Below are 25,609 nucleotides of genomic sequence, written 5' to 3'. Positions count from 1 at the left end.
CTGCGAACTGCAACTGCGGGTACTGCTGCCCGGCAGTTCGTCTCTGCCAGGCCCTGCTGTCTCTCTGGGCTACGAGAGAAACCATAACCACACCAGCGCCCAATGTCTACTCCGGCCGACATAGATTTCCGCGAGTTCGGCAGTGAGGTAATCGACCTCGAACAGCGACAAGAGCGGGCGCAAGGCCGTCACTGCCGACGGCTTAACGAGCCGCAGGCCGGGGCAGAAGCCCGGGCAGACTGGACCGGGCATTGACGACAGAGACCGAGGTGACCTGATGGACACGATGAGCGTCAGCGTCGCAACCGTCCGCTCCGCAACATCCGTCGCCGGCGCACGCGAGAGCGCCCGGGATTTCCTCGAAGGTCTCGTACAACCAATCGCAGCCGAGGCTGCCGACACCGTGGTCCTGGTCGTCTCGGAGCTCGTCACCAACGCCCTGCGCCACGGCGGCGGCACCCTGGAGCTGACCGCGCACCCGGACAGCATCGAGGTGGCCGCGCATGATCGCAGCCCGCAGACCCCGCGCATGCGCACCCCCGACCTGAACGGCGGCACCGGAGGCTTCGGCTGGCCCATGGTCAACCGCCTTGCCCGCGCCACCGCGGTGACCCGCGGCCATCCGGCGGCAAGACCGTAAGCGCCCTCCTCGCCCGGTAGCGCCAAGGCGCCGCCGCCGCCGTCTCAGCCGTGCTTGTCCCTCATCCCACCGCGGCCGCTCAGCCGCACCCCGCGGGTGCCCTTGGTGACTGGGGCGAAACGTGTCAGCAGTCGAAGCCGGGTCCCGCACCGGCGCTGTGGCGTTTCACTGGTTGGGTTCGGCCGAGCTGATGTCGCCCAGAGCGGAGCCGGGGTCGCGCTCGATGGCCAGGTCTCCGAGGGAGACGATGCCCACCGGGTGCCCGTTTTCGACGACCGGCAGCCGGCGCACCGCTTGTTCCCTCATCAGCTGCACCGCGCGGTCAATTTCGTCGTCGGGGGAAACGGCGGCCAGGTCGGCGCTGCATGCCTCCGACACGGTGGTGGCCTCGACGCTCTTGCCCTCGGCCAGGACCCGCACCACCAGGTCCCGGTCGGTGACCAGACCGCGCAGCTGATCGTCCTCGACGACCAGGACCGCTCCGATGTCTTCCTCACGCATTCGCCGGGCCACCTCGGCCACCGACGTCTGCGGTCCCACCGCCGCAGGAGTACCCGTCATGATCTCGCGAACCTGCTGAGCCATCGCTCCTCCTTCGTAGGGCAAGGCAATCCAGCCCGCGCGAGCGAGCCCACCGGTTCATGTACCCCCACCACGCAATCCACGCGTTCCGGTATGAATCCCGGACTCAGCAAGAGGAGCCCAGCACGAAGTGCCGCGGCGAGCGGAGGAAGGAGCCGGGCCCCGCTCCCGATGGAGGGAGACGGGGCCTTCAGCACGGGAGAGAACGAGGGGAGCCACCGCTCCCGTGCCCGGCGGACACTACAGATCCCTGCCCGGCGGCCGGGGCATTCTGGCGTACGCCTACACCCTGTGTGTCTTGATGGGGGCGGCCCACCGCCCTGGGAGGCAGTCCGGTTGACAGAGCGATACCTCGCGGTGCTCCGCGAGCGCCGAGAGCAGGCAGCAGCCGCGTTCGATAGGACTGCCGCAACGTCGGACGTCCTGGCGCACCCCGCCCGCTAACCCCACCCGCCGACGTGTCACGCCGCCGCAGTGGCAGCCGACGCCCGAAGCCGGAGCCCGGCGCAGTGATCGTGCAGCGGTCGATCCCCCCGTCCCGGTGTGTCCAATAGGCCGACAGGGGTGCTCGCCGGTCAGCTCTGGGGCGGGAAGAGCGCGAGGAGCCGGGTGCGCTGGGCGGCGCCGAGGCCCTGGACGGGGCGGCTTTCGGAGATGCCGAGGCCGGCGAGGAGTTGGCCGGCGCGGACCGAGCCGATGCCGGGCAGCGATTCGAGAAGGCGGCGCACGCGGATCTTGCCGACCACCGCATCCTCGCGGGCGAGCAGGGTCACGAGCGGCAGCTCTCCCGCCTTGACGCCGCCATCAATTCACCGCGCTCCTTGCGGACAGCTACCGCCTTCTTCAGCGCCTCGGCGCGGGCCTCGGCGGTCAGTGCGGGCAGAGCCATGACTGTGGGTGGTTCGAATCGGTTAGCGGATGGGGAACCGGCTGAGGGGGCACGCCTCCGGGACCGCGACAAGGAGCACGGCCGACGACCTGGCGACCCGGCGTCCGTCTACCCCCAATGGCCGGCTGGATCCGCATTGGGTAGCTGGTGGGCTTGACTGTCAGTGTCAGCGTCACGGGCCTCGGCCTGCTCTGCGGCCCTCCGCCGCAGTCCACCCTCTATGCGCGCAGCCACAGCCTCAGCGGCTCCGGTACCGAGACACCCACGAGGGGCGTGCCGAAAGGGGGCCAGACCCCTTCATGACGTCGCCCAGCCTTCTGGTTCTTCATCTTCCAACTGGTGCTCCAGGGCCCCTTGCGCCGGCGCAGACTGGGCCATTAGGACTCCACCGAACTTCGCGTACCGCGACCGCGTGTGCGAAGAACCGGTGATCATCAAGCTCACGCACGACCAGGCGTTCCGCTCCCGGCCTGGTCTACGAAGTCATGATGCAGTCCGACAAGCTGGATGCCATCGTTCCGACCGTGCGGTCTGGTCCGGAACGCGCCGGCCCTCAGGGGCATGCGAGGACGGCGGCGGGCGGGGCACTTCCGCGACAGCCCCACCCCCAACCTGCGAGCGGTTCAGGCAGGTCGCATTTTCGGCGAGCAGGCTGCATAGCCACCCCAATTTGGGGCAGTTCGTCATAAGACGTCCGCGACTCGAACGGAGCACCTCATGATCATGCAAATGCTGCACGAGAAAGGCATCCGCAGCGAACACGCCTACATGGCCGCCTTCGTGTCCATAGGCCTGTCCATCGCCACCTGGGCGACCAGCCTCAACGCCGAACCCGGCGCTGGTGTCGCCCGCGCCGACCGGTGGGGGATCTTCGTCGGCGAATGGGCCCCCACCTTCTTCGGCCTCGGACTCGCCCTCTCCCACTACGAGCAACAAGACGGCACCCTCACCGCGAGCGTGCACGACATTCACGGGGAACGAGAAGCCGGATAAGGGAAACAACGAGAGGAGCCCTGCCGCCCGCCCGTGTCGGCGGACGGCGGAGGGCGGTACAGCAGCGAAGTACAGCAACAGCAGCTGCTGTCAGAGCTGCTTCCGCTCTCTGAGCCTCGGCGGAATGCTCCATCTGACACGCCGGGTCGAGGTCTCCTGTGCGTGGCGGCTTCGGAATCGTTGTGAGGGTTGACGGATCCCGCGGCCACGTTGGTTTCCGAGGGACCTGACCGGTTACTCGCCATGAACCCCCGGCGCGGGCCTGGTGGACCGAGCCCGGGACCTGCTGACCGGCCGCGGCAAGAGCTGACATTGCCTCACCAGAGCGTGGTGCCTCCGGCCGCCGGCCGGATCAGGAGCAGAGACAAGGAGAGAAGACGATGACCACCGCACGAGAAATCATGACCGAGGGCGCCGAATGTATCGGCGCGGACGAGAGCGTTCTGGAAGCGGCGAAGAAGATGAAGCAGCTCGGGGTCGGCGCGCTGCCCATCTGCGGCACCGACAACAGGCTCAAAGGCATGCTCACCGACCGCGACATCGTGGTGAAGGTCCTCGGCGCCGGCAAGGACCCCTCCTCCGTCACGGCCGGCGAGCTGGCGCAGGGCGAGGCAGTCACGATCGGCGCCGACGACGACGCAGAAGAGATCCTGCGGACGATGACCCAGCACAAGGTGCGCCGGCTGCCGGTCATCGACGGACACGACCTGGTTGGCATGGTCGCCCAGGCCGACGTCGCCCGCGCCCTGCCGGACCCGAAGGTCGGCGACCTCCTCCAGACCCTGTCCACCGACTGACCTCAGTACTCCATTGCCAGGCCCTTGCCTCCCCGTCCTGGGCGCAGACCATCACCGGCAGCGGTATCACGAGCGCGGCTGTCACGGCATTCGCGCTGATCGACCAGGCGATCGGCACACTCATCGCCACGGGTCATATGGACGCGGGGCAGGGCTGGGCGGTGCTGCAGCAGGTTTCCCAGCACACCAACATCAAGCTGCGGCACGTCGCCGAACTCGTCATCACCTGGGCGTAGACCGGTGACCTGGCCGCCGACATCCGGCAGAGCTACAGCAAGCCCTGCGCGAGCAACCGAGGCCCGAAACCCAGTGAGTTAACCGCGCCGCGGCCCGGGACGGCTGATCGGCAGCGGCCCCTGCCCGGGCAGGGCGAAGAAGTCGGCGGCCGCGCAGCTCGACTGAGCGCGCGCCCTTGCTCAGGCAGCCGTCCGCACGGGCAGCACCTGCTCCACCCCGGTGGCCTGGAACAACCGCTCGACAACCGGCGCGACCGGTCCGGACACACCGAAGGACACCCCCGCCGCGCGGGCCTGCTCGCAGGCATCGAGCACCACACTCAGCCCCGAACAGTCGCAGAACGACACCTCGCGCAAGTCCACATCGACACGTTCAACGCCGCTGGCGACAGCGCCCTCCAGCTCATCACCCAGCCGGGGCGAGGTCAGGTAGTCCACCTCACCCGCAACCGGCACCGTCGTGCGGCCCCTTCGCCGCCATGCTGCACACGCGCAACCGCCTGCACCTTGCCTGCGAGGAGCTGTTCATGGAAACCAGCCTTTCCACTACGGCAACCTTCAATCTCCGCCCCTGCGCAGCTCTGCCGCCGGCAGGTCAGGGCCGCGACGGCAGAGGTTGCCAAGGGTGTGGCGAGTTCGCTCGGCTGCCGCCCACGAGCGTCCTCCGGTGTCCTCCGGGCAGCGGCTTCTGCTTCCCGGCCCAGGCGATCGCGGGCAAGGGCAGCGCGAAAGTCGCCGCTGCGTCCGCGATGTCGTCGGCACTCGCGCAGCTCGGGGTCGGAGCCGGGGATCGGGGTGCCGAGATTAAGGATCGGACAGAACGGCCAGGGCGGTCCAGGGCCGTGGATCTCGCCACCGCCGGATATGGCCCGGGCGGCTCAGGCCCGCCGGCACCCGGCCGGCCCCTTTCGGCGAGGCACGCCCGAACAATCCGTGAGCCGGACCTACCAGCCCAACACAGACAGGACTGCGCGGATCTGGAGCGCTGACACCGTGACCATCGCCGAGCAGACGGTGTTCTACCGCCCAGTGGTCAACGAGGCGCATATGTTCGGCCTGTTTACTCGTTTCCGGATGCTGGGTCTGCTGGTGACAGAGATGGGACCGCTGCCTGTCCAGGGGCCCGGCGTGATCACGCAGGCGCGGCCGGACCAGCGGCATGGTCCGCGTACTCGCCCGTGACCAGGTAGACCACGCGGCGGGCCACCGAGACGGCATGGTCGGCGAAACGCTCGTAATAACGGCCGACCAACGCCACGTCCACGGCCGTCTCCACCCCATGCTCCCACCGGTCGTCCATCAGGTGCTGAAAGATCATGCGGTGCAGCTCGTCCATACGGTCGTCGTCCTTCTCCAGCTGCAGCGCAGCGTCGACGTCCTGGGTGACGAGCACTTCGGCGGCCTGCGCCATCAGACGCTGCGCAAGCTGGCCCATCTCCAAAATGGTGCGCCGCAGATCACGTGGCACGGCATGTTCGGGATGGCGAAGCCGGGCCAGCTTGGCCACGTGCAGAGCCAGATCACCACAGCGCTCCAGATCCGCGCTCATGCGCAGCGAGGTGACCACGAGGCGCAGATCCGTGGCGACCGGCTGCTGCCGCGCCAGCACCGCGATCGCCCGGTGCTCCAGAGCCCGCTGCAGAGCATCGACCTGGACATCGGCCGAGATCACACTCTCCGCGAGCTGCAGATCCGCATCCAGCAGAGCGCCAGTGGCCCGGACCATGGCAGAACCGGCCAGGTGTGCCATTTCCACCAGGCCGTCCCTGATCGACGCCAGCTCCTCGTGATAAGCCGCCCGCATAGATCCTCACCCTCCAGTCCCACCTCAGCCAGTCTCCACCGGGTGCCGGAAACGCACACGGCGCACACCTCAGCAGCCGCCCACTGCCCTCATACCGAGGCACTCCAAACACGTCATCGCCTGTCTGCTGGCCTTCGGCGTATGGGTCACGCCTGACGGGGCGCGCGGCTGGCCTGGTGCGCAGCGAGCGCCTGACACAAGTCACAGGGGAGTTGGCGAAAACGAGCACCACCCGAACCGCTCTGGTCGCCGGCAGCCACCCCTACGACCCTCCTCACACAAACGGGTGGAAAGCGCTCTACGAGGTGATGGGTCCGTACCTCGATCCCGGCGACATCCTCGGGCATGAGCCTATGGGCATCGTCGAAGAGGTCGGCGCCGGCGTCGCATCGCTCAGCGTCGGCGACCGGGTAGTTGTTCCCTTCAATATCTCCTGCGGGGACTGCTACATGTGCAACCAGCGACTTCAGTCCCAGTGCGAGACCACGCAAGTCAAGGAACGCGGCATGGGCACTCACTCTTCGGCTACACCAAGCTGTACGGGCAGGTGCCAGGCGGCCTGGCCGAACTCCTGCGTGTGCCGTTCGGCGACACGCTGCCCATCAAAGTTCCCCACGGCCCGCCCGGCGTTACGTCTATCTCTCGGACGTACTGCCTACCGCCTGGCAGGCGGTCGAATATGCCGGGATTCCTCCCGATGGCACACTCACTGTCCTCGGCCTCGGGCCGATCGGCGAAATGGCTGCCCGCATTGCCCTCCATCGCGGTGCGCGGCTGGTCATCGGTGTCGACCTCGTACCGGAACGGCTCGAACGCGCGAGCGCCCGAGGGGTCAAAACGCTCGACCTGCGCAGTCAGGACAAGAACCTGAAGGACCTGACGGAGATCGTCCAAGGGATGACGGATGGACGCGGTACGGACGCGGTCACCGATGCAGTCGGCATGGAAGCTCACGGCGCGCCGGTCGCCAAGGCCGCGCACTGGGCACTTGGTCTGCTACCCGACGCTGTGGCCCAACGGCTGATGGAACATGCCGGGATTGATCGCCTCAGTGCCCTGTACACCGCAATTGAACTGGTGCGGCGGGGAGGCACAATCTCGGTGGTCGGCGTGTATGGCGGCTCCGCCGACCCTCTCCCCATGCTGACCCTGTTCGACAAGCAGATCCAGCTGCGGTTGGGCCAGGCCAACGTCAGGAACCGGGTGGACGACATCCTTCCGCTCCTGAACAACCAAGGCCCCTTGGGCGTGGAGAACTTTGCTACGCACAAGCTGCCTTTGGAGGACGGGCCGCAGGCCTACAAGGCCTTTCAGGCCAAGGAGAACGGCATGATCAAGACTTTGCTGAAGCCGTGACGCGAGCCGCCGAGCCTTTGGGCCCACGTCACAACTGGCGACCAGCGTCATGAGGCAGCTCGCGCACACTTCTGCCGTCAGATCTCCTCGTCCAGCTGAATTGCGGCTCGCAGATCGTCATGGGCCTTCCCCGGCGCGCCCTCCTGCGCTTCGAGGAGCGCCGCGGCGATGCGCGTCGAGCTTGCGCTGGATCGCCCGCTGGGCACGGAGCTCCGAGTCGCGTTCGGCGGCACGGCGACGCGTGCGCTTGGACCGGTGGCAACACCGGCACCGCGCTCCGTGCCGACTCAACGGGCCGCCCACCTACGCGGCCGCGGGAGGGATCCTGGTCCTGTCATCGAGAACCGGTCCCTTCGGGAACGGAGGGGCGGCGCCGAGCGCCGGGCCTGCGCCCCCTGCCCAGCGAGAGGCGGGACGCCACCGACCACTTCGCGCCCCCGACGCAGCCTCTGCTCACCAGGCCGTGCGCACCTCTCCACCCCTATCAGAATAAGTCTCTATATGATGAAATATAGATTTGCGCTTGGTATAAACGCGTGCTCCGATCGGCGGAGAGAACATGGCCGCACCAGAACCCGCCAAGCGGCGGTCCAGCAGTAGCCGCAGCGCCGGCCGAGTCGGCGCCAACGACCCCTCGCGCCGTCCGGGCGGGGACAAAGTGGCCTGGGTTATGCGTTCCGCGGCCGAGCAGCTGAAAGAGTTGCTCGGGCGGGCCCCCGAGTCGGTCTCGGCTCTGAAACCGACGGACGACGGGTGGGAGGCCCACGTGGAGGTCCTGGAACTGGAGCGCATCCCCGAAACCACCAGCGTGATGGCCAGCTACCGAGTGAAGCTCGACAAGGAGGGCGATTTGGTGGCCTATGAGAGGACGCATCGCTACACCCGTGGACAGATCGACCGGCGGGGCTGAGAGCCACTGCTGGTGAAGGGAGGCACCATGACGGTGGTGCCGCAAAGCGGAGGCAGTATTTCCAGAGGCGGGGGTACCGGCAACCTCTATGACGTCCTGGAACTCATTCTTGATCGTGGACTGGTCATTGATGTCTTTGTCCGCGTGTCGTTGGTGGGGATCGAACTCCTGAAGATCGACGCACGCATAGTCGTGGCCAGCGTCGACACCTATTTGCGTTTCGCCGAAGCGTGCAACCGACTCGATCTTGAGGCCGGGAGCAAATCACCGGCCCAGCTGACCGATCTCGTCGGTGATTCGGTGGAGAGCGGAGCCAAGGGCAAGTCCAAGGGCGCCCTCACCGGCGCCGTGGAAGCGGTCACTGACTCCGTCAAGGGCGTCGCAGACCGTGAGAGCGGTGACGAGGGGGAGGGCGATGACGAAGGCGACGCCAGGCAAAAGGAAGCCGTGGAGCGGCGGCGGCGACCCTCCCGACGGGTCCCGCGACGGGAGGGGAGTTCGCCCCGCAAGAAGGAATGAGCCATGCCCGTATACATCTACTCCATCACCGGCAAGCAGCACCCGCTCCGCCTCGACGGCCTCGGCGGTGTCGGAGAGCCGCCGGCCCCCTTGCGGACAGTGACCGACGGACCGCTGTGCGCGGTGGTCAGTGACGCTCCGGACGATCTGCGTCCCAAACGCCGCGACATCGGCGCGCACCAGGCGGTCCAGGTCCGCCTCATGGCGGACGGCACCGTGCTGCCGCTGAGATTCGGCCTTACGGCAGCGGACGACGAAGCCGTCCGGCTTGCCCTCGAAGAGCGCGCCGAGGAGTACATGGACAGGCTTCAGGCGCTGGAGGGATGCGTGGAGTACAACCTGAAAGTCTCGCAGGATGAGGAGGCTCTGCTACGCCAGATCCTCCAGGAGTCGAGCACGGCTCGGGAGCTCAACAATGTGGTACGCAGCAGTACCGCGAGCCGCGATGCGTCTCTTGCGCTCGGTGAGCTGGTTGCCCAAGAGGTACAGGCGCGACAGGCCGCTCTGGGCTCAGGTGTGCTCGAGGCACTCCGCCCGTTCGCCCGGGACCATCAGTCCTCCCAGCCAACCGGCTCGGACTTCCTCAATGTCTCCTTCCTGGTGACCCACGACCAGGACGAGCTATTCCTCACCACGGAGTTGAGCGTCGCCAATCAGATGGGCGAAGACTTCGAATTCCGGCTCAACGGCCCCCTTCCCCCCTACAGCTTCGTCTGAAGGAAACACCATGGGCCTGTTCACGCAGCTTGTCACCCTCCCTCTGGCACCGGTACGCGGCGTTTCCTGGGTGGTGGAACGCGTCGTGGAGGCGGCCGAGAACGAGTACTACGACCCGGCGCCGGTACAGCGCGAACTCGCCGAGCTTGAGCGGCAACTTCTCGCGGGGGACATCGACGAGGAGACGTTCGAACGGCGCGAGGACGAACTACTGGACCGGCTGGAGGAGATCAGAGTCTTCGAGCAGGGCCGCCAGCCCTGATCCGGCACGAGGGAACCGAGGCCATCACCGTGACTGAACCTCTGGCCAACCGAATTGGCTCCTACCCTTCCAGAGCGGCGCCCTACGGGCAGGGCTCCTCCGCCAACCTTGCCGACATCCTTGAGCGGGTACTCGACAAAGGCATCGTCATCGCGGGCGACATCCAGATCAATCTGCTCGACATCGAGCTGTTGACCATCAAGCTCCGTCTCCTCGTCGCTTCGGTCGACAAGGCGAAGGAAATGGGCATCGACTGGTGGGAGCACGATCCCTCCCTTTCCTCCCGGAGCAGAGACGAGCGGTCGCTTGCCGAGGAGAACCGACAGCTGCGGGCCGAGATCGATGCGCTGCGACAGGGCGGGGCGCTGCCCGAAGGTGAGGAAGAGCCCCGGACAGACCGCCGCCGAGGGAGCGCCCATGATGAGTGACCTTGTCACCTACGCGTACGCCGTGGCGCGCAACACCGCCGGACTGGAGGAAATCTCGGGCGCTCTTGTTGGTGTGGCCGAGGCCCCGGTCCATCTCGTGGCCGACGCCCACGACGACGAACAGGTGCTCGTGGTGAGCCCCGTGCCTGCGCCGGACTTCCAGGAGGACGCGCTCAAACGACATCTCGAGGACCTGGAGTGGCTGGAGGCGATCGCCCGCGCTCACCACGGCGTGATCGAGGCCCTGGCCACATGCACCACGGTCCTTCCGCTACGCCTTGCCACGGTCTACCTCGACGAAAACAGGGCGCGGGACGTCCTGGAAAGCGGCCGAGCCGCATTCGCGGAACGTCTGGCACGCCTGGCCGAGCATGTCGAATGGGGGGTCAAGATATACGTCGAACCGTCCATGGCGCCCCCCGCGCCCGACAACGCTCCGGCGGCGGGCCTCACCCCCGGGCGCGCGTATCTCAGTAACCGCAGGGGACAGCAGAGTGCCCGGGACAGCATCTACAGGGCGGCCCAGCAGGCCGCTGAGCGGGTGGAGGCGGCGGGGCACAGGCACGCCGCCGGCCGGGCCCGCCACCGGATCCAGCAAGGCGCACTCGCCGGCGCCCCGGGGGAGAACGTCCTCAACGACGCGTACCTGGTACCCCGGGACCGTAGCGAGGAGTTCCGTGCCGAGGCGGCACACGCCGCCGACGGACTCCAAGGGGTCAGGATCGACGTCACGGGCCCCTGGGCACCGTACTCCTTCGCCATGCCTGCCGGATCTCCCGACGCGGCAGAAGGCGCAAGCCCATGACTGAACCCGACCGGCCATCTGCGTTGGAGCCCCTGCCGAACCGACAGGTCGCACTCATCGACCTGCTCGACCGCCTACTCAGCGGCGGAGTCGTCCTCACCGGCGATTTGGTTCTGTCCATCGCCGACATCGACCTCGTGCGCATTTCGCTGCGAGCCCTGATCGTCTCCGTAGGAACGCAGAATCCCTCCCCCTGGGTAGCGACGACTTCACCGCGAGACAGCCATGACGGCTGAGGCAGGTGGACCAGCACGCCGCCTCGAAGAGGTCGCAGAAGCGGCCGCGCGCGCCTTCCGTCTGCTCCCCGCCGCGCCACGGGACCTCCCGCCGCCGGGCCAGACCCCGCAAAACCCGGCACGACGGATCAGTGCCGACCCTGACACCGTGGAACGGGACCTGATCAAGCTGGTCCTCACTCTGGTCGAGCTATTGCGCCAGCTCATGGAGCGCCAGGCCCTGCACCGTGTCGACCAGGGAGACCTCACCGAAGACCAGGAGGAACGCCTGGGTGCGACACTCCTGGTACTGCACGACCGAATGACCGACCTGTGTGCGCAGTACGGACTGACCATGGAGGACCTCAATCTGGACCTCGGCCCCCTGGGCACATTGCTGCCGAAATCCGACTGATGGCCCAGCAGTCATTGCTCCTCAGCCTCGTCCTGGACCCAGGGCACCGATCTGTCCGTGCACAGCCGTGAGCACCGCGTGGCCGCTGAGCTCAACAGCCGCCTACGCAAGACGCTCGGCTGGAAACCCCAGCCGAGCGCCTGGCCTGGAGCAAGGGTTCGTAGTCGTTGAGCCGGCGCGCCACAGTTCCCGACACTTCTGATCGCGGCATCCGGGTCGGCCGAACTGGTGGCGCGAAAAATGGTGCGCCGCAGATCACGTGGCACGGGCATGTTCGGGATGGCGAAGCCGGGCCAGCTTGGCCACGTGCAGAGCCAGGTCACCACAGCGCTCCAGATCCGCGCTCATGCGCAGCGAGGTGACCACGAGGCGCAGATCCGTGACGACCGGCTGCTGCCGCGCCAGCAAACAAGGTTGAACACATCGGAAAGACCGTGCGGTGCATAGACCCGCCATCGGCTCTCGGGCTCCAGCCGCACCCCCAGGCAGCAGGTGGTCGCAGCGAAGCAGTCGATGGCCGACTCTGTGGACCCATGCGGAGCACATGCGACCCCGAACTTCTGCTCGTACTAGAGGTGGACTCGAGCTTCGTTGCGGATCTCAACCTCGGCAGGCAAGTCGCCGAAGTTGGGGCGCGGCTCACGCCTTCGACTTGGCTGGGTCGTGGATCCTTGACGTCTCTTGGGAGGACTGAGAGACATGGAAGGAGTCTGGCGGGTAACCAGCCTGGGGTGACACGTATCGGACTGGTGGTACTCACATGGGCCGCAGCACTGGCGGGGGCCGTCGCAGCGGGAGGGGATTCGCCGGGGTGGTGGTTCGCCGCCGTCCCGCTCACCCTGCTGGGTCTGCTGGGGACCTGGGACCTGCTGCAGCGTCGGCACTCGGTGCTGCGGAACTACCCCGTCATCGGACACGCGCGGTTCCTCCTGGAGCGGATCCGCCCCGAACTCCAGCAGTACTTCATCGAACGGAACTTCGACGGACGCCCCTTCGACCGGGACGTGCGCAGCATCGTCTACGAGCGGGCCAAGGGCACCGACGCCGAGCAGCCCTACGGCACCGAACGGGACGTCGACCGACCCGGCTACGAGTTCCTGATCCCGTCCATGGCGCCCTGCCCGGTGCCAAAGACGCCACCGCGGGTGCGGATCGGCGGACCCGACTGCAGTCGGCCGTACGACATAGCTCTGCTGAACGTGTCGGCTATGAGCTTCGGCTCGCTCTCATCGAACGCGATCCTCGCCCTCAACGGCGGTGCTGCGGCAGGGCATTTCGCCCACGACACCGGAGAGGGCGGCTTGTCGGAGTACCACCTGCGGCCCGGCGGGGACCTCGTCTGGGAGGTCGGCACCGGCTACTTCGGCTGCCGGACCCGGGACGGCGAATTCGACCTCGCGGAGTTCGCCGACAAGGCCGCACACGATCACGTGAAGTGCGTGTCGCTGAAGATCTCCCAGGGCGCCAAGCCCGGCACCGGCGGGGTGTTGCCGGGAACGAAGGTCAACTCCGAGATAGCGCGGGTCCGGGACGTGCCCCGGGGAGAGACGGTGATTTCGCCCCCGTACCACCGCGTATTCTCAACCCCGCGCGAGCTCATCCGCTTCATCGCCCGGATGCGGGAGTTGTCCGGTGGCAAGCCTGCGGGCTTCAAACTCTGCGTGGGCTCACGCCGGCAGTTCCTCGCCGTGTGCAAAGCGATGCTGGACGAGGGCACGGCCCCGGACTTCATCATCGTGGACGGAGCCGAAGGCGGCACCGGCGCGGCCCCGTTGGAGTTCGCCGACCACGTCGGCACGCCGCTGACAGAAGGACTGCTCACCGTGCACAACGCGCTTGTCGGCGCGGGCCTGCGCGGCCGTATCAGGATCGGCGCGAGCGGCAAGATCGCCACGGGCACGGACCTGGTCAAACGTCTGGTGCAGGGCGCCGATTACGGCAACTCCGCGCGGGCAATGATGTTCGCGCTGGGCTGCATCCAGGCGCAGCGGTGCCACACCAACACCTGCCCCAGCGGGGTCGCCACCCAGGACCCGCGGCGTGCCCGCGCCCTCGACATCGACGACAAGACGGCCCGCGTCCAACGCTTCCAGGAGGCGTCCGTCGCCAGCGCGCTGGAGATCATGGCGTCCATAGGGATCACCGATCCCTCACAGCTGCGTCCCCACATGCTCCACCGGCGCATCGATCCGCACACCGAGCGCTCCTACGAGGAACTCTACGAGTGGCTGGCTCCCCACCAGCTGCACGCCGAACCGCCTGCGTCGTGGGCGGCAGACTGGCACGCCGCCGACCCCGACCGCTTCACCGTGTGACCCGGAGAATTCCCATGCACTCACCGGCCCGCGCCTCCTGCGCGAGACCGCTTCGCCAAGCCCCGCGTGAGACGCGAGGAGCCACAAGGCTCAGCACCGAGAAGGCACGAGTTTTGAGGCTGGGCACTCATCGCATCCCCCAGGACTTCGGTTGCTCCTACGCCTGCGGTTTCGAGCTACCGCCGTCCATAGGCCCTCATAGCGGACTCCGCCAGCACTGCCACGTCGCCAAAGGCGAGAGCTCCTGCCGAGCACTCCTGGCCCACGGGGATCTCAACGTGACGGGAGAAAAAACGGCAATCCGGTACACACCGAGGGTCTCGTCGCACAGGTGCGGGAAACCTCAGCCCGCGTGGGCGGAGGCCGGCGTACGAAGAGCCAGGAAGGCGACGTCGTCGTCGTTGTCGTCGGGGCGGGCTTGAACCAGCAGGGAGTCGCTGAAGGAGTCCAATGGACGGCGGGCCAGGGAGGCGGCGTGCCTGCGGAGCCTGTCCATGCCGTCGTCGAGGGTGTGGCGGCGCGATTCGATCAGTCCGTCGGTGTAGAGGACGAGGGTGGACTGGGGCGGCAGAGTGAGGACGGCATCCGTTCGGGAACTCGTGCCGCCCGTGCCGATCAGCATGCCGTGCCCGCCTGTCAGGAATCGCGCCCGGCCGTCGTCGGTGACCAGCAGCGGCGGCGGATGGCCGGCATTGGTCCAGTGCAGCTTCCACAATCCGTTGCCACCCCTGGTGAGCCGAGCCAAGACCATGGTGGCCATCGGCTCCTGGGCGATGTGCATGACGGCTTGGTCAAGGCAAGTGACCGCGGTACAGGGCGAGTCTGGATGCGTCCAGACAAAGGCACGCAGCATGTTGCGGATCTGCGCCATACCGCCTGCGGCATCGAGGTCATGGCCCACGACATCGCCGATCGCCAGTGCGGTCGCGCCGTCATTCAGCGAAAAGGCGTCGTACCAGTCGCCACCGACCTGGGAGGCGTGCGGAGCGGGCACGTACCGGGCTGTCATCTCCAGCCCCGGCACGGCGGGCATCTGAGGCAGCAAGTGCCGCTGCATGGTCTCGGCGACCTTGCGCTGCCGCTGGTAGAGGCGTGCATTGTCCAAGGCCAGGCCCGCCCGCCGGGTGAGGTCTTCCAGGAGCGGCAGATCAGAGGCGGTGAAGGGGTCGGGGCGGTTCGAGCGGCCCAGGGTCAGTGCACCGAGCACTTCGCGCAGTCCACGGATCGGGGCGATGGCGGCAGAATGCATATCCGTCTCCGTGAAGAGCCGTTGCTGCTCGACGGCGATTCCGGAGTCCGGTGGCCCGTGATATGTGGACGCACTGGCGATGGTCGAGGCCGCACCTCGCAAGGCCCGCGACAAGGGCATCGGCGACTCCTGCGGCACCGGAGGCATAGGACCTTGCAGGTCCTCACGCGCGACCAGAACGCCTTGCTCATGGTGCATGACCAGCGCACGCCTGACCTCGTCGACCTCGGTAATCAGGTTCAACGACCGCCCAGTCCGCAAGCCGCGGCACGGTCAGTGCAGCCAGGCGATGCAGCGCCTCGTCCACATCCAGCGTGGAGGTGAGCTGCGTAGTGGTTTCTGCGAGCAGGGCGAGTCGCTCGAGTTCCGTAATCCTCGTGGAAGGCTCCGCATGGCGCTGGTGGGCTTCTGCCGGTTCCTGGTAGAGCAGTACCAGGGCGCCCGAGGTTCCGGCGCCGAGATCATAGGGCGTGATAAGCCAGGACAGGCCGAGCACGGTGTCGTCACCGCGGATGAACCAGTCCAAGTCGCAATGCCTGGTGCTGTGCGTGAGGAGGGCCATCCTCAGTCCGCAGCGGGTGCGGGGCAGGGGGTGCCCGTGCCTGTCACAGTGCAGCAGATCGTGAGCGTCCTGGCCCACGAGCTCGTCCGCTGCCCTTTGGAACAGCCTCTCGGATCGCCCGTTGGCCGCGACGATGACGCCCTTGTCATCCACCGCGAAGGCCGCTGCCGTGATGCCTTCGAATATCGCGCCCGGCTGAGCCAGGCCCCGGTCTGACACTCCCAAAGCGGGGCTCCTCCGGGATCCGGTGCAGTGATGGCCACATGCCCCCCTCGCTCTGGCTCTTCCTCTCTGGTTTACCACCGCACCACCAACACGCGCAGCCCCACGGTGGGGGCAGGGTCCCATACGCGTGGCTGCCGAGGGGAATGTATCTAAACCCAGATACACGGATACGAAGAGCGACCCATTCTGGAAGGCTCGGACCACGCCCGTTACCGGATCCCGGCAAGAACGGAACGTCCTCGTCCCATCACTCAAAGCCGCTGGCGCGGCCCTACTGGCCTAGCCTCGCCGTTTCGGTTGGGCTGAGGCGGCGTCGCTGATCGCCAACTGTTGGATGGCCGACGCCATTTCGGTCCTTGGGCAGGTCGGAGTCCCGGCGCGGTGGTCGGGTTCTCCAGGTCCTTCGGGTCGTGGACGGTCAGGGGTTTGCCGGTCAGCTGGCGGGTCGGGGCAGTGCGGCGAGGCGGTTGGAAGGCCGTGGCCAGTTCGTGTCTCCAGGGCCAGGTCGCCGATATTCGCAGGTGGAGGCGTCGTCCGCCGCGGGTGAGGCGGGCGGCGACGTGCAGTAACCGGTAGCGGAGTTTCTTCGGCTCGGCGGTGGCCAGCTCCCCGTCCAGGAGGAGGACACGGGTCCAGGCGAGCAGGTCGATCGCGGCGAGGCTGAGTTCGAGCCAGGTGGCGTTGACGCCGAAGTCGCCTAGCCTCGCCGTTTCGTTTGAGTACGGCGACTGTTGGGGCGGAAACGCGAAAGTGCTTTTCGTTTGGATCCCCGGCCGTACCAGAGGAAGATGCCCGCGCGGGACTGGGCATGATCCGGGCGCACCATTCGCTCCTGCGGGAGCTGGTCGAACGATGTGAAACGCTCAGGCACCGCCTGGCCGCTGGCGGCAGCGCCGAGACCGTCCGCCAGCTTGAGAACGCGATCTACCCACTGTGCGTGATCACCGGCACCCGCCAGCTGAACACAGCACTGTTTGTCGCCCATCGGTAAATGGCCGAGGCCATGAGACGAGAGCAGCCCCTCTGCCGCTGAAATGCCGCCCTCCGCCGAAACCTGCAGGCCATGGAGTCTTGTGCCCGCCGGGAGGAAGCTGAGCTGTCTCTCCGTGAACGTCAGGCATCTCGCGCCTCCTCAACCGGTGACGTCGGCCAGGGCCTGTACGGGGCGGGCACCACGGCCGGGTTAAACCGCCGTGTGGTGCAACGCCGGGCAAAGGCGGGAAGCGAAATGCGGTGAACCACTCAACCGCCGAGCAATCCGTTGCCGAAGTGCCCGCCCTATTCGTCGTGCTCGCGCCGTTGCCCGGATCCCGGTCGACTGCTGTGGGGCTTGAGCTCGTGCGGCGTCAGGCGTGAACCATCGTCGGGAAAGACTGCGCCGTCCGGCTCGCGGTTGTGCTCAATGTGCGCACGGTGTGGGGGTGGGGTCGGCTGATCCTCGGGCCGCGGGCGTGGCCGTTGCGCCTTACGGCGCCTGATGGCCCACGGAATCACGCCGACGAGTACGGCCACGATCATGATGCCGATAATCAGCGGCCCGATACCGCCCAGGACCGGATTACTCGCTGCGTGCGAAAAGAGGGGCTGGCTGCTGATGATCACGTTTCATATCCTTCGCCGTGTTCGAGCATCTGAAATGCTGCTGGGTCCATCCGCCGCAATGTCCTGTCCTCAAGCGCCCGGGAGAGCGGTCCTGCCACTGACCGCGTAAAGAGTTCAGGCGGCCGTCCGGGCGTGTTCCGGTGCGAGCGGTGCGGTGTCCATGCCCGCATGGGTGCGGAGCCCGTCCAGGAACTCCTGGACCGCCTCAAGGGCCGTATACCGCGGCTGCCAGTCCAGCTCGGAGCGGGCGCGGGAGCTGTCCATCAGCGGTAGGCGCAGCACCGCATCCAACAGGTCCGGCGATGCGGGCACCAGACGCAGCCGCCAGGCCGCGGAGAGTGCTGCCCGCACCGGCGGCAGGGGAACCCGCAGCGGCCGTGCCTCGAGGATCCGGGCGAGCCCGACTGCGTCCAGCGGCGGGTCCGCGGCAAGATTGAACGCGCCATGGACGGGGCGGGCGACAGCCTCGCGGTAGGCGGCCGCGGCGTCGTCGGTGTGCAGAGCCTGGAAGGTCAGCCCCGGGAGATCGGGGACAGCGGGGACCAGGGAGGGACGTACCAACCGCGCTGGCAGCAGCCGTCCCGCGAAGATCCGGCGCTGCTGGGACGCCGACTCCCGCTTGAAGAGGAAGCCCGGACGCATACGGACCACCCGCATGGCGGCATGCCGGTGTTCGTACGCGTCCAGATAGCGTTCGAGATAAGCCTTCTCACGGCAGTAGGCAGCCTGCGGCCAGCCGTGGGTGGGCCAGCCCTCGTCCACGGGCTGATCCTTCGGACCCGGGGAGTAGGCGCCGACCGACGAGGCATGGATCAGCGCCGGCACTCCGGCTTCCGCAGCCGCCTCGAAGACGCGGATGCTGCCCAGAACGTTCGTTCGCCATGTCGTCACGGGGTCGTGCGTGGGCTGGAACTTCCACGCCAGATGGACCACGACGTCCGCGCCGACGAAGTGGGCTACGAGATCGGGACCTCCGGGATCGACGTCCGCGGCCACCCAGTCCGTTCCATCGGGGTGCCAGCCGGGGATTCTGCGGGCGACACCGAGGACCGACGCCACGCCGGGATGCCCTGAGAGGGCCTGGACCACGCTCGTCCCGACGTTGCCGGTCGCGCCCACGACCACTGCCCGGAGCCCGCCGGCCTCTGTGCCGCTCGATGCTGTGCGGGTCATGTCAGCCGCCTTTCCACCGGAGGTTTTTCCTGGCAGCCATGCGGGTACCCGAGGTGCCGTCTGGTATGCGCCGTTTGTGGCCGTCCGGACCGAACCCGAGTGTCCTTGAGTTCCTTGGGCATCTCGGCGCCGACGCTGAGCCTCGCATGACCGACTCGTTCGGCTTGCCGCCCTCTGCGTACTGAGCCCTTCGCTGGGTACCCGGCCACGGCACCCAAGGAAAGGAACGGTCCGATGACGGACGTGTCGCGTCTGCCCGGCGCGCTCCACCACCACTGGGACTGGCAGTTGCATGCCGCCTGCCGTGGCGCTGACAGCAGTCTGTTCTTCCACCCGCCCAACGAGCGTGGTGACGCACGGGCGGTGCGGGAGGAACACGCCAAACGCATCTGTGTCCGATGCCCGGTGCGTAGCGCCTGTCTGCGTCACTCCCTCGAGACGCGGGAGAAGTTCGGCGTCTGGGGCGGGATGGGCGAGGAGGAGCGCCGGGCTCTGCTCGGTCCCGCCCACCGGGAACTGCATGCTCACGCTTCTCGTGCGGCCTGAGAACCCCTGCATGGATCAGTGTGCCGTTCTCCCGGCGCAAGGTGCAGGGAAGGTCAAATTTGGTGATGTTGTGCAGGACGACCGCAATGGGAGAGGCCGGGCGGGGAAGTCGTGCAACTGAAAGGTCCTGCTTCGGCACGGCAGAGGGCCTTCGAAACACCTCAGGGCACTTCTTCGGAATGAATCGAGAGTGAGGGAGCGCGCCAGTGCGGAAACGCGGGACGGGCCCCGAGAGGGCGCTGCGGATACGTGTGGACGGTGAGGTGCGCTTCGATGCCGGGAGCCGCGGGGCGTATTCAACGGATGGGTCCAACTACAGGCATGTGCCTATTGGGGTGGTGTTGCCGCGTACCGTCGAGGCCGGTGTGGCGGCCTTGGCATTGTGCGCCGAGTTCGGTGCGCCGGTGCTCTCGCGTGGCGGGGGCACCAGTCTCGCCGGGCAGTGCACCAACGAGGCCGTGGTCATCGACTGGACGAAGTACTGTCACCGTTTGGTTTCCGTCGATGTGGCTGGCCGCAGGTGTGTGGTTGAGCCAGGAATCGTGCTGGACGAGTTGAATCGCCAACTGTCCGCACACGGGCTCATGTTCGGTCCGAAGCCCTCGACGCACAGTCACTGTTCGCTGGGCGGGATGATCGGGAACAACTCGTGCGGGGCGTCGGCCCAGGCATACGGGAAGACAGCGGACAACGTCCGGCGCCTGGAAATCCTCACCGCTGAGAGGTCCTTCGTCCAGTGGTGGCAGGCTCGGGGCCTTCCCGAACCGGACCCGGCAGACCCCCACACGGTCGTGTTGTGGCCGGACACCTTCAGCAACACTTTCCACCCCGCGGTGGCCAGGGCTGCTGTCCGTGTGCTGGAGGATGCCGGATTCCGGATTGCCGTACCGTCCCAGGCCGTGTGCTGCGGCCTGACATGGATTTCCACGGGGCAGCTCGCCACCGCGACGAAGGTCCTGGGCCGCACTGTCCTTCGCCCGTGGCTCGAGGCCGGTACCCCCGTCGTGGGGCCAGAACGGTCATGCACCGCCTTCTTCCGCGCGGACGCGCCGGAACTGTTCCCTGAGGACCAGCACGTCAAGCGGCTGGCCGCTCAGTTCCGGACGCTATCCGAGTTGCTGGTCAACGAAGCTCCCCACTGGCAGGCTCCCGCGCTGGGCCGGGTCGCAACGGTGCAGACCCACTGCCACCAGCCTGCCGTCCTGAAGTACGACGCAGACCGCGAGTTGATGCGCCGCTGCGGCATCGATGCCGATGTTCTCGATGCCGGATGCTGCGGACTCGCGGGCAACTTCGGATTCGAACGCGGGCACCACGCCTTGTCCATGGACATCGCCGAGCAAGGTGTGCTGCCCGCAGTACGGAACACGGCGCCGGATGCCCTCGTGATCGCGGACGGCTTCAGCTGCCGGACTCAGATCGAAGCGGGCCGAACCGGCCGCCGGGCGATCCACCTGGCCGAGGCGCTCTCCCTCCGTTTGGACGGCCCGCTGCCCCGAGACCATCCGGAAAGGCTTACGGACCGGCTTCGGGCATCAGCCCGTGACGGACGTCTCGTGTCGGCCGGTGTCGCGGCCAGACTCGGGCTCGGCCCCCGCCAGATGAGCAGCAGCCCGGCCTGTGCTCCCTGTGCTCCATCCCGAGAAAGGACCACCGCTCATGTCCATGAAGGTCTCCGACTACATCCTGCAGCGGCTGCGCGAATGGGACGTAGAGCATGTGTTTGCCTATGCTGGCGACGGTATCAACGGCCTGCTTGCCGCCTGGGGCCGCGCCGGCAACCGGCCGAAGTTCATCCAGGCACGCCACGAAGAGATGTCGGCGTTCCAGGCTGTCGGATACGCCAAGTTCTCCGGCAAGGTCGGTGTGTGTGCCGCCACATCGGGCCCTGGAGCCATTCACCTGCTGAACGGCCTGTACGACGCAAAACTCGACCATGTGCCCGTCGTCGCCATCGTTGGACAGACCAACCGCAGCGCCATGGGCGGCTCCTACCAGCAGGAAGTCGACCTGCTCAGCCTGTACAAGGACGTGGCATCCGACTTCTGCGAAATGGTGACCGTACCGGAGCAGCTGCCGAACGTGATCGACCGCGCAATGCGCACCGCCTACGCCCGGCGCACCGTCACGGCCGTCGTCATCCCCGCCGACGTGCAAGAGCTGGATTACTCACCCCCGACCCACGCCTTCAAAATGGTCCCCTCCAGCATGGGTGTCGGACGCTACGCACCCGTGCCCGTCGACGAGGACATCGAGCGGGCAGCGCAGGTGCTCAACGACGGGGAAAGGGTCGCGATCCTCATCGGCCAAGGCACCCGCGGAGCACGGGCCGAAGTCGAACTGCTGGCTGACACCCTGGGCGCCGGCGTGGCGAAGGCTCTACTCGGAAAGGACGTCCTGCCCGATGACCTGCCCTATGTCACGGGCGCCATCGGGCTGCTGGGCACGCGCCCCTCGTATGAACTGATGCAGGGCTGCGACACCCTGCTGATGATCGGCTCCAGCTTTCCCTACACACAGTTCATGCCGGAGCTCGATCAGGCGCGAGCTGTGCAGATCGACATCGATCCGCACATGATCGGGCTTCGTTACCCGTTTGAGGTGAACCTCGTCGGCGACGCACGCGAAACCTTGAAGAGGCTGCTGCCGCGCCTGCAGCGCAAGCAGAACCGGGCGTGGCGGGACGAGGTCGAGCTGAACGTCGCCCGCTGGTGGGACGTCATGCAACGGCGTGCTGCGGTGGACGCCGACCCCATCAACCCCGAGTACGTGGTCCACACGCTCGACAAACTGCTGCCGGACAACGCAATCATCACCGCCGACTCGGGGTCGGCCGCCAACTGGTACGCCCGGCACGTGCGGCTGCGGGGACACATGCGTGGCTCCCTGTCCGGCACTCTCGCGACTATGGGTCCGGGCGTTCCTTACGCCATCGGAGCGAAGTTCACTCATCCCGACCGTCCTGCCATCGCCCTGGTCGGGGACGGGGCGATGCAGATGAACGGCATGATGGAGATGGTCACCGCGGCGAAGTACTTTCACGAGTGGGAAGATCCCCGCCTGATCGTGGCCGTACTCAACAACGGCGACCTCAATCAGGTCACCTGGGAAATGCGGGCCATGTCCGGTGCCCCGCAGTTCGAGGAGTCGCAGCACATCCCTGACCTGCCCTACGCAGAGATCGCCGAACGCCTCGGACTTCACGGAGTGCGGGTGGAAAAGCCCGACCAGGTCCAGGACGCCTGGGAACAGGCCCTCGCCGCCAGCCGCCCGTTCGTGATCGACTTCCGCACCGACCCTGCTGTCCCGCCGATTCCACCCCATGCCTCGCTCGACCAGATCGAAGCGGCAGCAACCGCGATCCTCAAGGGCGACAGCGACCGCGCCGCCGTGATCAAGCAGGGATTCAAGGCCAAGATGCAGGAAATGCTCCCCGGTCGCCGCCACCGCCACGACCGGCCAGGTACCGAGGCCGACCACTGATGAGCGCCATCGATCCACCTGGTTCGGCAGAGCAGCCAGTCGATCGCGTCGAGCCAGCGGTATTCACCGTCCCCCACCGACCAGCCGGAAGGTGACGGCACACTCGCCTGGAATCGACGACAGCCTGGACCACTTCCACCGACTCCTGGACCTGCACCGGGTCGTCGTCACCCCGTTGCCCGGATCACCAGCCCGCACCTTGTCGCAGCCAACGCGTGAAGTGACCAGAGCCCGCTCCTCGGAGGCCGTTTGCCAGGGCCACTGTCAGTCAGCGAGTCTCGAGTCGTCTTCCGGGCGGGCCCCGGGCAGGTGAAAACGGGCGGCAATGAGCGCCGCATCCACGTCGTTGGTGCCAGTGGACACGCACAGGGTGTAGGCGATGTCGTCCATCCGCTGCCGCACCTCGAGGCTGCCGACTTCGGCGTGCAGCACCCTCAGCGTCTCGTACTGCTCGATCAGATTCTTCAGGACCGCAGGGTGCGCCAACAGCATGACCGGTCTCCTTTCACACCACGAACGCCCTCCTGCATCCGATACTGCACCTGCTCTCCGAACCCTGCATTTCCATGCCCCGCCCTGCGGATCGTGCGGTCATTGGAAAGCCCCCGGCGGCGGGCCGGGAGCCAATGCCCTTCAGAGTTCATTTGAATGATCTCGGCGGAAGCGCTGCCGTGCACGAGTCATGGGCATGTGCGCCCAATAGCCGGTTCAGAAGAGGAGGATCAGCGCATAGGCGAGAAAGAAAGCCGCGACAAGGCCCACGACGGCGAGGATCACGATGAGTGGGCCCTTGGCCCAGCCGCGCGGTGGCTCGTCGCGGGGGCCTGCCCCGGAGGCCGTGCTTGCTTCCGCTGGCGGGGTCTCGCCGGGGGGAACGGAGCCTCCCGGGTCGAGACCAGGGGTGGTGCGTGGGTCGGGATCGGGTGTATGTGCGCTCATGAGCGGCGAGTACCCGTCACCAACCGCCCAAACCGAACATCCGATAAAATATGCGACTTTTCGGCGTCACCTCAGGCTGGAAGTTCGGCCGCGTGCTGGTCATCGTGGACCAGCCGCCTCGATCGGAGCCCTGCCGCTCGCGGTGGCCCGTGACGCCGGCTGCGAGGTGGCCTACCTGCCCGGACTGGCGATGCGCCGGATCGCCGACCTCTACCCCGGCGAAGCCAAGACCGACACCCGCGACGCCCACGTGATCGCAGACGCCGCCCGCACCATGCCCACACCCTGCGCGCCCTCGAACTCGCCGACGAAACCGCGGCTCAGCTGACCGTACTGACCGGCTTCGACCAGGACCTCGCAGCCGAGGCCACCCGCACCAGCAACCGGCTGGGCGGCCTGCTCACCCAGTTCCACCCCAGCCTCGAACGCGTCCTCGGCCCACGCCCGGACCACCCGGCCGTCACTCACCTCCTCGAGCGCTTCGGCTCGTCGGCTGCCCTGCGCAACGCCGGACGCCGACGGCTCATGAGCTTGATACGCCCCAAGGCCCCGCGCATGGCCGAGCTTCTGGTCGGCGACATCTTCGACGCCCTCGTCGAACAGACCGTCGCCGTCCCGGGCACCAGCACCCTGGGCGTGGTTGAGCCCTGGCTGGCCCGCTCGCTCGCGGCCCCGCCCACGAACAACGACGCGCTCTGGAGGAGTCGCACCCTCTTTCCCAGGTCCTGACGTCGATGCCCGGAGTCGGTGTCAGGACCGCCGCCACCCTGTTGGTCACCATCGGCGACGACAGCAGCTTTCCCACCGCCGCCCACCTGGCCTCCTATGCCGGCCTGGCCCCCGCCACGAAATCTTCCGGATCGTCCATCCACAGCGAACCCGCCCCCAGAACAGGCAACCGGCTCCTGAAACGGGCCATGTTCCTCTCCGCGTTCGCCGCCCTGCACGACCCGGCCTCCCGCAGCTACTACGACCGCCAACGAGCCGCGGCAAGACCCACGCCCAAGCCCTCCTCCGGCTCGCCCGCCACCGCGTCAGCGTCCTGTTCGCCATGCTCCGAGACGGAACCTTCTACGAATCACGCACCCCGGAAGCAACCCCTCGTTGTCGGCGACTGTGTGACTAGGGAACACCCGGGGTGGTTCCTTCGGTGTGGTCGCTCGGCAGCCCCATCATGTTGAAAGCGGGCAGGTTGTTCTTCTTCACGTTTGGTGAAGTCCCGCTGGAACAGGTCGGCCCGGTACTGGTCAGGGGTGCTCATGTCGAAGTTCGGGAAGTCCGGCCGCGTCACCTTCTGCAGCGACGGGATATCCGACTGCGGCTGGTAGTCCCGACCGGGACATGGAATTCGACGGAGTCCATGGCCTCCATGATCCGCGAGTCCTTCAGCCATCGGGCAGTTCTTGGGCCAGTGGTCGAGGGTTTCGCCGTCGTGCTGCTCCTCCGCGTGGTGCCCACCTTGCCGACGCCAAGCGGCTTCTCCGGTGGCGCGTAACCCTCATCCAGCACGTCGTCGTAGTTGCGCTCGTCCACCGCATCCTCGAGGTCCAGTGGCGCCGCGTCCTCTTCTTGCTCCTCGTACTGACGGTGGGCTGGCATACGTCGTCCGCCGTGCTGTCGTCGCTCGTGGTCGTCTCCGTGCTCCGGGAGTCGGTTTCCCCTGCCGGTCACCCGGCCGCGTTGTCGATGCGCAGCCGCACCTGCTCCTCAAGACGCTGAAGGCTGGTGTCGAGGGCCTCACGGACGGCCTGCTCGCCTGGGTCGTGTGAGGCGTCGAAGAATGACAGGTGCACTGTCACCTCGCTGGCTCCGCCGCCCATGCCGACGACCTGAAGCCAGCCCGTGTAGTCGCCTAGGTGTATTGACCTGGAGCGTTGTTCACGCGGCTGATGGGTGGCTGGCCTTCGAGTGCGGTGTGGCAGCGGTGGTGGTTGTAGGTGTGCAGGA

General features: G+C 67.2%; 25 protein-coding genes and 12 pseudogenes. 22 read left to right on the top strand and 15 right to left on the bottom strand.

What is annotated here, in order from left to right; translation table 11 throughout:
• Positions 1–277: 277 nt before the first annotated feature.
• A pseudogene (locus AB0D12_RS39290) lies at positions 278–660 on the top strand (ATP-binding protein).
• Between the two features lie 145 nt (positions 661–805).
• Here the strand turns inward: AB0D12_RS39290 and AB0D12_RS39285 are convergent.
• Together AB0D12_RS39285 and mihF are read right to left on the bottom strand one after the other, a co-directional pair.
• On the bottom strand, positions 806–1,225 hold the full coding sequence (locus tag AB0D12_RS39285) for a CBS domain-containing protein (RefSeq protein ID WP_362692825.1): 420 nt from the start codon (positions 1,223–1,225) through the stop codon (positions 806–808).
• A gap of 572 nt (positions 1,226–1,797) precedes the next feature.
• A pseudogene (gene mihF, locus AB0D12_RS39280) lies at positions 1,798–2,111 on the bottom strand (integration host factor, actinobacterial type).
• A 717-nt stretch (positions 2,112–2,828) separates the two neighbouring features.
• Here mihF and AB0D12_RS39275 point away from each other — a divergent pair.
• From AB0D12_RS39275 to AB0D12_RS39265, 3 genes are all read left to right on the top strand, one after another.
• Entirely contained in the window at positions 2,829–3,104 is a 276-nt protein-coding gene (locus AB0D12_RS39275) for a hypothetical protein (RefSeq protein ID WP_362694307.1), read from the top strand.
• 380 nt (positions 3,105–3,484) lie between these two features.
• Entirely contained in the window at positions 3,485–3,901 is a 417-nt protein-coding gene (locus tag AB0D12_RS39270) for a CBS domain-containing protein (protein ID WP_362694304.1), read from the top strand.
• Complete coding sequence (locus AB0D12_RS39265) at positions 3,898–4,137, top strand: ANTAR domain-containing protein (RefSeq protein ID WP_362694313.1); 240 nt, start codon at positions 3,898–3,900, stop codon at positions 4,135–4,137. The genes AB0D12_RS39270 and AB0D12_RS39265 overlap by 4 nt, the downstream gene beginning before the upstream one ends.
• Positions 4,138–4,317: 180 nt before the next feature.
• Here the strand turns inward: AB0D12_RS39265 and AB0D12_RS39260 are convergent.
• Positions 4,318–4,596 (bottom strand): annotated as a pseudogene (locus AB0D12_RS39260) (STAS domain-containing protein); the annotation flags it as partial.
• 534 nt (positions 4,597–5,130) lie between these two features.
• Here AB0D12_RS39260 and AB0D12_RS39255 point away from each other — a divergent pair.
• On the top strand, positions 5,131–5,319 hold the full coding sequence (locus AB0D12_RS39255; RefSeq protein ID WP_362694301.1) for a hypothetical protein: 189 nt from the start codon (positions 5,131–5,133) through the stop codon (positions 5,317–5,319).
• Here the strand turns inward: AB0D12_RS39255 and phoU are convergent.
• Positions 5,270–5,941: a phosphate signaling complex protein PhoU gene (gene phoU / locus AB0D12_RS39250; protein ID WP_362694298.1), complete on the bottom strand. Its 672-nt coding sequence runs from the start codon at positions 5,939–5,941 to the stop codon at positions 5,270–5,272. The genes AB0D12_RS39255 and phoU overlap by 50 nt on opposite strands.
• A gap of 296 nt (positions 5,942–6,237) precedes the next feature.
• Here phoU and AB0D12_RS39245 point away from each other — a divergent pair.
• Positions 6,238–7,297, top strand: a pseudogene (locus AB0D12_RS39245) (alcohol dehydrogenase catalytic domain-containing protein); the annotation flags it as partial.
• Between the two features lie 77 nt (positions 7,298–7,374).
• Here AB0D12_RS39245 and AB0D12_RS39240 read toward each other — a convergent pair.
• The gene (locus AB0D12_RS39240) at positions 7,375–7,503 is read right to left on the bottom strand and encodes a hypothetical protein (RefSeq protein ID WP_362694295.1); all 129 of its coding nucleotides are present in this window, start codon (positions 7,501–7,503) and stop codon (positions 7,375–7,377) included.
• A gap of 353 nt (positions 7,504–7,856) precedes the next feature.
• Between AB0D12_RS39240 and AB0D12_RS39235 the strand changes: the two genes are divergently transcribed.
• From AB0D12_RS39235 to AB0D12_RS39200, 8 genes are read left to right on the top strand one after another with little or no spacing between them, the layout of a single operon-like run.
• The gene (locus tag AB0D12_RS39235; protein WP_362694292.1) at positions 7,857–8,207 is read left to right on the top strand and encodes a gas vesicle protein; all 351 of its coding nucleotides are present in this window, start codon (positions 7,857–7,859) and stop codon (positions 8,205–8,207) included.
• 27 nt (positions 8,208–8,234) lie between these two features.
• The gene (gene gvpJ, locus AB0D12_RS39230; protein WP_362694289.1) at positions 8,235–8,726 is read left to right on the top strand and encodes a gas vesicle protein GvpJ; all 492 of its coding nucleotides are present in this window, start codon (positions 8,235–8,237) and stop codon (positions 8,724–8,726) included.
• A 3-nt stretch (positions 8,727–8,729) separates the two neighbouring features.
• Complete coding sequence (locus AB0D12_RS39225) at positions 8,730–9,443, top strand: GvpL/GvpF family gas vesicle protein (protein WP_362694286.1); 714 nt, start codon at positions 8,730–8,732, stop codon at positions 9,441–9,443.
• A gap of 10 nt (positions 9,444–9,453) precedes the next feature.
• On the top strand, positions 9,454–9,705 hold the full coding sequence (locus AB0D12_RS39220) for a gas vesicle protein GvpG (protein WP_362694283.1): 252 nt from the start codon (positions 9,454–9,456) through the stop codon (positions 9,703–9,705).
• 29 nt (positions 9,706–9,734) lie between these two features.
• Positions 9,735–10,133: a gas vesicle protein gene (locus tag AB0D12_RS39215; RefSeq protein WP_362694280.1), complete on the top strand. Its 399-nt coding sequence runs from the start codon at positions 9,735–9,737 to the stop codon at positions 10,131–10,133.
• A complete protein-coding gene (locus tag AB0D12_RS39210; RefSeq protein WP_362694277.1) occupies positions 10,123–10,938 on the top strand; it encodes a GvpL/GvpF family gas vesicle protein in 816 nt (271 codons plus the stop codon). The genes AB0D12_RS39215 and AB0D12_RS39210 overlap by 11 nt, the downstream gene beginning before the upstream one ends.
• A complete protein-coding gene (locus tag AB0D12_RS39205; protein WP_362694274.1) occupies positions 10,935–11,174 on the top strand; it encodes a gas vesicle protein in 240 nt (79 codons plus the stop codon). The genes AB0D12_RS39210 and AB0D12_RS39205 overlap by 4 nt, the downstream gene beginning before the upstream one ends.
• Positions 11,164–11,568: a gas vesicle protein K gene (locus tag AB0D12_RS39200; protein WP_362694271.1), complete on the top strand. Its 405-nt coding sequence runs from the start codon at positions 11,164–11,166 to the stop codon at positions 11,566–11,568. The genes AB0D12_RS39205 and AB0D12_RS39200 overlap by 11 nt, the downstream gene beginning before the upstream one ends.
• A 239-nt stretch (positions 11,569–11,807) precedes the next feature.
• Here AB0D12_RS39200 and AB0D12_RS39195 read toward each other — a convergent pair.
• Both AB0D12_RS39195 and AB0D12_RS39190 read right to left on the bottom strand, forming a co-directional pair.
• Positions 11,808–11,976, bottom strand: a pseudogene (locus AB0D12_RS39195) (PhoU domain-containing protein); the annotation flags it as partial.
• Positions 11,976–12,185, bottom strand: a pseudogene (locus tag AB0D12_RS39190) (nucleotidyltransferase family protein); the annotation flags it as partial. The pseudogenes AB0D12_RS39190 and AB0D12_RS39195, both read right to left, overlap by 1 nt.
• Before the next feature lie 114 nt (positions 12,186–12,299).
• On the opposite strand from AB0D12_RS39190, the gene AB0D12_RS39185 reads away from it, so the two are divergent.
• A complete protein-coding gene (locus AB0D12_RS39185) occupies positions 12,300–13,883 on the top strand; it encodes an FMN-binding glutamate synthase family protein (RefSeq protein ID WP_362694268.1) in 1,584 nt (527 codons plus the stop codon).
• A 343-nt stretch (positions 13,884–14,226) separates the two neighbouring features.
• Here the strand turns inward: AB0D12_RS39185 and AB0D12_RS39180 are convergent.
• Both AB0D12_RS39180 and AB0D12_RS39175 read right to left on the bottom strand, forming a co-directional pair.
• Positions 14,227–15,913 (bottom strand): annotated as a pseudogene (locus AB0D12_RS39180) (SpoIIE family protein phosphatase).
• Positions 15,914–16,352: 439 nt separating this feature from the next.
• Positions 16,353–16,593: pseudogene (locus AB0D12_RS39175) on the bottom strand (transposase); the annotation flags it as partial.
• 134 nt (positions 16,594–16,727) lie between these two features.
• Between AB0D12_RS39175 and AB0D12_RS39170 the strand changes: the two are divergent.
• Positions 16,728–16,910, top strand: coding sequence for a DUF5133 domain-containing protein (locus AB0D12_RS39170; RefSeq protein ID WP_362694265.1), 183 nt, complete (start codon positions 16,728–16,730; stop codon positions 16,908–16,910).
• Between the two features lie 287 nt (positions 16,911–17,197).
• On the opposite strand, the gene AB0D12_RS39165 is transcribed toward AB0D12_RS39170, so the two are convergent.
• Both AB0D12_RS39165 and AB0D12_RS39160 read right to left on the bottom strand, forming a co-directional pair.
• Positions 17,198–17,521 (bottom strand): DUF6479 family protein, encoded by a 324-nt coding sequence (locus tag AB0D12_RS39165; RefSeq protein ID WP_362694262.1) that lies wholly within the window; start codon positions 17,519–17,521, stop codon positions 17,198–17,200.
• 114 nt (positions 17,522–17,635) lie between these two features.
• Complete coding sequence (locus AB0D12_RS39160) at positions 17,636–18,694, bottom strand: NAD-dependent epimerase/dehydratase family protein (protein ID WP_362694259.1); 1,059 nt, start codon at positions 18,692–18,694, stop codon at positions 17,636–17,638.
• A gap of 234 nt (positions 18,695–18,928) precedes the next feature.
• On the opposite strand from AB0D12_RS39160, the gene AB0D12_RS39155 reads away from it, so the two are divergent.
• The 3 genes and pseudogenes from AB0D12_RS39155 (at position 18,929) to AB0D12_RS39145 (ending at position 22,723) form a co-directional block, all read left to right on the top strand.
• Positions 18,929–19,240 (top strand): WhiB family transcriptional regulator, encoded by a 312-nt coding sequence (locus tag AB0D12_RS39155; protein WP_362694256.1) that lies wholly within the window; start codon positions 18,929–18,931, stop codon positions 19,238–19,240.
• A 206-nt stretch (positions 19,241–19,446) separates the two neighbouring features.
• Positions 19,447–20,766: pseudogene (locus AB0D12_RS39150) on the top strand (FAD-binding protein); the annotation flags it as partial.
• A gap of 139 nt (positions 20,767–20,905) precedes the next feature.
• Positions 20,906–22,723, top strand: a complete 1,818-nt coding sequence (locus AB0D12_RS39145; RefSeq protein ID WP_362694310.1) for a thiamine pyrophosphate-requiring protein — start codon at positions 20,906–20,908, stop codon at positions 22,721–22,723.
• Positions 22,724–22,987: 264 nt separating this feature from the next.
• Here AB0D12_RS39145 and AB0D12_RS39140 read toward each other — a convergent pair whose 3' ends face one another.
• Entirely contained in the window at positions 22,988–23,215 is a 228-nt protein-coding gene (locus AB0D12_RS39140; RefSeq protein WP_362694253.1) for a DUF5133 domain-containing protein, read from the bottom strand.
• A gap of 216 nt (positions 23,216–23,431) precedes the next feature.
• Positions 23,432–23,662: a DUF6480 family protein gene (locus tag AB0D12_RS39135; protein WP_362694250.1), complete on the bottom strand. Its 231-nt coding sequence runs from the start codon at positions 23,660–23,662 to the stop codon at positions 23,432–23,434.
• Between AB0D12_RS39135 and AB0D12_RS39130 the strand changes: the two are divergent.
• From AB0D12_RS39130 to AB0D12_RS39120, 3 genes and pseudogenes are all read left to right on the top strand, one after another.
• Positions 23,661–24,019: pseudogene (locus AB0D12_RS39130) on the top strand (transposase); the annotation flags it as partial. The gene AB0D12_RS39135 and the pseudogene AB0D12_RS39130 overlap by 2 nt on opposite strands.
• 198 nt (positions 24,020–24,217) lie before the next feature.
• Positions 24,218–24,391, top strand: coding sequence for a hypothetical protein (locus AB0D12_RS39125; RefSeq protein ID WP_362694316.1), 174 nt, complete (start codon positions 24,218–24,220; stop codon positions 24,389–24,391).
• 5 nt (positions 24,392–24,396) lie between these two features.
• Positions 24,397–24,843 (top strand): IS110 family transposase, encoded by a 447-nt coding sequence (locus tag AB0D12_RS39120; RefSeq protein WP_362694247.1) that lies wholly within the window; start codon positions 24,397–24,399, stop codon positions 24,841–24,843.
• Positions 24,844–25,076: 233 nt separating this feature from the next.
• Here the strand turns inward: AB0D12_RS39120 and AB0D12_RS39115 are convergent.
• Together AB0D12_RS39115 and AB0D12_RS39110 are read right to left on the bottom strand one after the other, a co-directional pair.
• Positions 25,077–25,272: pseudogene (locus AB0D12_RS39115) on the bottom strand (hypothetical protein); the annotation flags it as partial.
• Positions 25,273–25,329: 57 nt separating this feature from the next.
• Positions 25,330–25,509 (bottom strand): annotated as a pseudogene (locus AB0D12_RS39110) (SRPBCC family protein); the annotation flags it as partial.
• Positions 25,510–25,609: the final 100 nt, after the last annotated feature.

Source organism: Streptomyces sp. NPDC048479 (assembly GCF_040651435.1).
GTDB lineage: Bacteria > Actinomycetota > Actinomycetes > Streptomycetales > Streptomycetaceae > Streptomyces.
Note: the sequence above shows the minus strand (reverse complement) of the source record. Positions and strands in the feature narration are given on the sequence as shown.

Bases quoted from the DNA above. Each gene is read 5' to 3' on its own strand.
- AB0D12_RS39285 (WP_362692825.1), bottom strand. From the start codon at position 1,225: ATGGCTCAGCAGGTTCGCGAGATCATGACGGGTACTCCTGCGGCGGTG.
- AB0D12_RS39275 (WP_362694307.1), top strand. From the start codon at position 2,829: ATGATCATGCAAATGCTGCACGAGAAAGGCATCCGCAGCGAACACGCC.
- AB0D12_RS39270 (WP_362694304.1), top strand. From the start codon at position 3,485: ATGACCACCGCACGAGAAATCATGACCGAGGGCGCCGAATGTATCGGC.
- phoU (WP_362694298.1), bottom strand. From the start codon at position 5,941: ATGCGGGCGGCTTATCACGAGGAGCTGGCGTCGATCAGGGACGGCCTG.
- AB0D12_RS39235 (WP_362694292.1), top strand. From the start codon at position 7,857: ATGGCCGCACCAGAACCCGCCAAGCGGCGGTCCAGCAGTAGCCGCAGC.
- gvpJ (WP_362694289.1), top strand. From the start codon at position 8,235: ATGACGGTGGTGCCGCAAAGCGGAGGCAGTATTTCCAGAGGCGGGGGT.
- AB0D12_RS39225 (WP_362694286.1), top strand. From the start codon at position 8,730: ATGCCCGTATACATCTACTCCATCACCGGCAAGCAGCACCCGCTCCGC.
- AB0D12_RS39220 (WP_362694283.1), top strand. From the start codon at position 9,454: ATGGGCCTGTTCACGCAGCTTGTCACCCTCCCTCTGGCACCGGTACGC.
- AB0D12_RS39210 (WP_362694277.1), top strand. From the start codon at position 10,123: ATGATGAGTGACCTTGTCACCTACGCGTACGCCGTGGCGCGCAACACC.
- AB0D12_RS39205 (WP_362694274.1), top strand. From the start codon at position 10,935: ATGACTGAACCCGACCGGCCATCTGCGTTGGAGCCCCTGCCGAACCGA.
- AB0D12_RS39200 (WP_362694271.1), top strand. From the start codon at position 11,164: ATGACGGCTGAGGCAGGTGGACCAGCACGCCGCCTCGAAGAGGTCGCA.
- AB0D12_RS39170 (WP_362694265.1), top strand. From the start codon at position 16,728: ATGATCCGGGCGCACCATTCGCTCCTGCGGGAGCTGGTCGAACGATGT.
- AB0D12_RS39160 (WP_362694259.1), bottom strand. From the start codon at position 18,694: ATGACCCGCACAGCATCGAGCGGCACAGAGGCCGGCGGGCTCCGGGCA.
- AB0D12_RS39155 (WP_362694256.1), top strand. From the start codon at position 18,929: ATGACGGACGTGTCGCGTCTGCCCGGCGCGCTCCACCACCACTGGGAC.
- AB0D12_RS39145 (WP_362694310.1), top strand. From the start codon at position 20,906: ATGAAGGTCTCCGACTACATCCTGCAGCGGCTGCGCGAATGGGACGTA.
- AB0D12_RS39140 (WP_362694253.1), bottom strand. From the start codon at position 23,215: ATGCTGTTGGCGCACCCTGCGGTCCTGAAGAATCTGATCGAGCAGTAC.
- AB0D12_RS39135 (WP_362694250.1), bottom strand. From the start codon at position 23,662: ATGAGCGCACATACACCCGATCCCGACCCACGCACCACCCCTGGTCTC.
- AB0D12_RS39125 (WP_362694316.1), top strand. From the start codon at position 24,218: ATGGCCGAGCTTCTGGTCGGCGACATCTTCGACGCCCTCGTCGAACAG.
- AB0D12_RS39120 (WP_362694247.1), top strand. From the start codon at position 24,397: ATGCCCGGAGTCGGTGTCAGGACCGCCGCCACCCTGTTGGTCACCATC.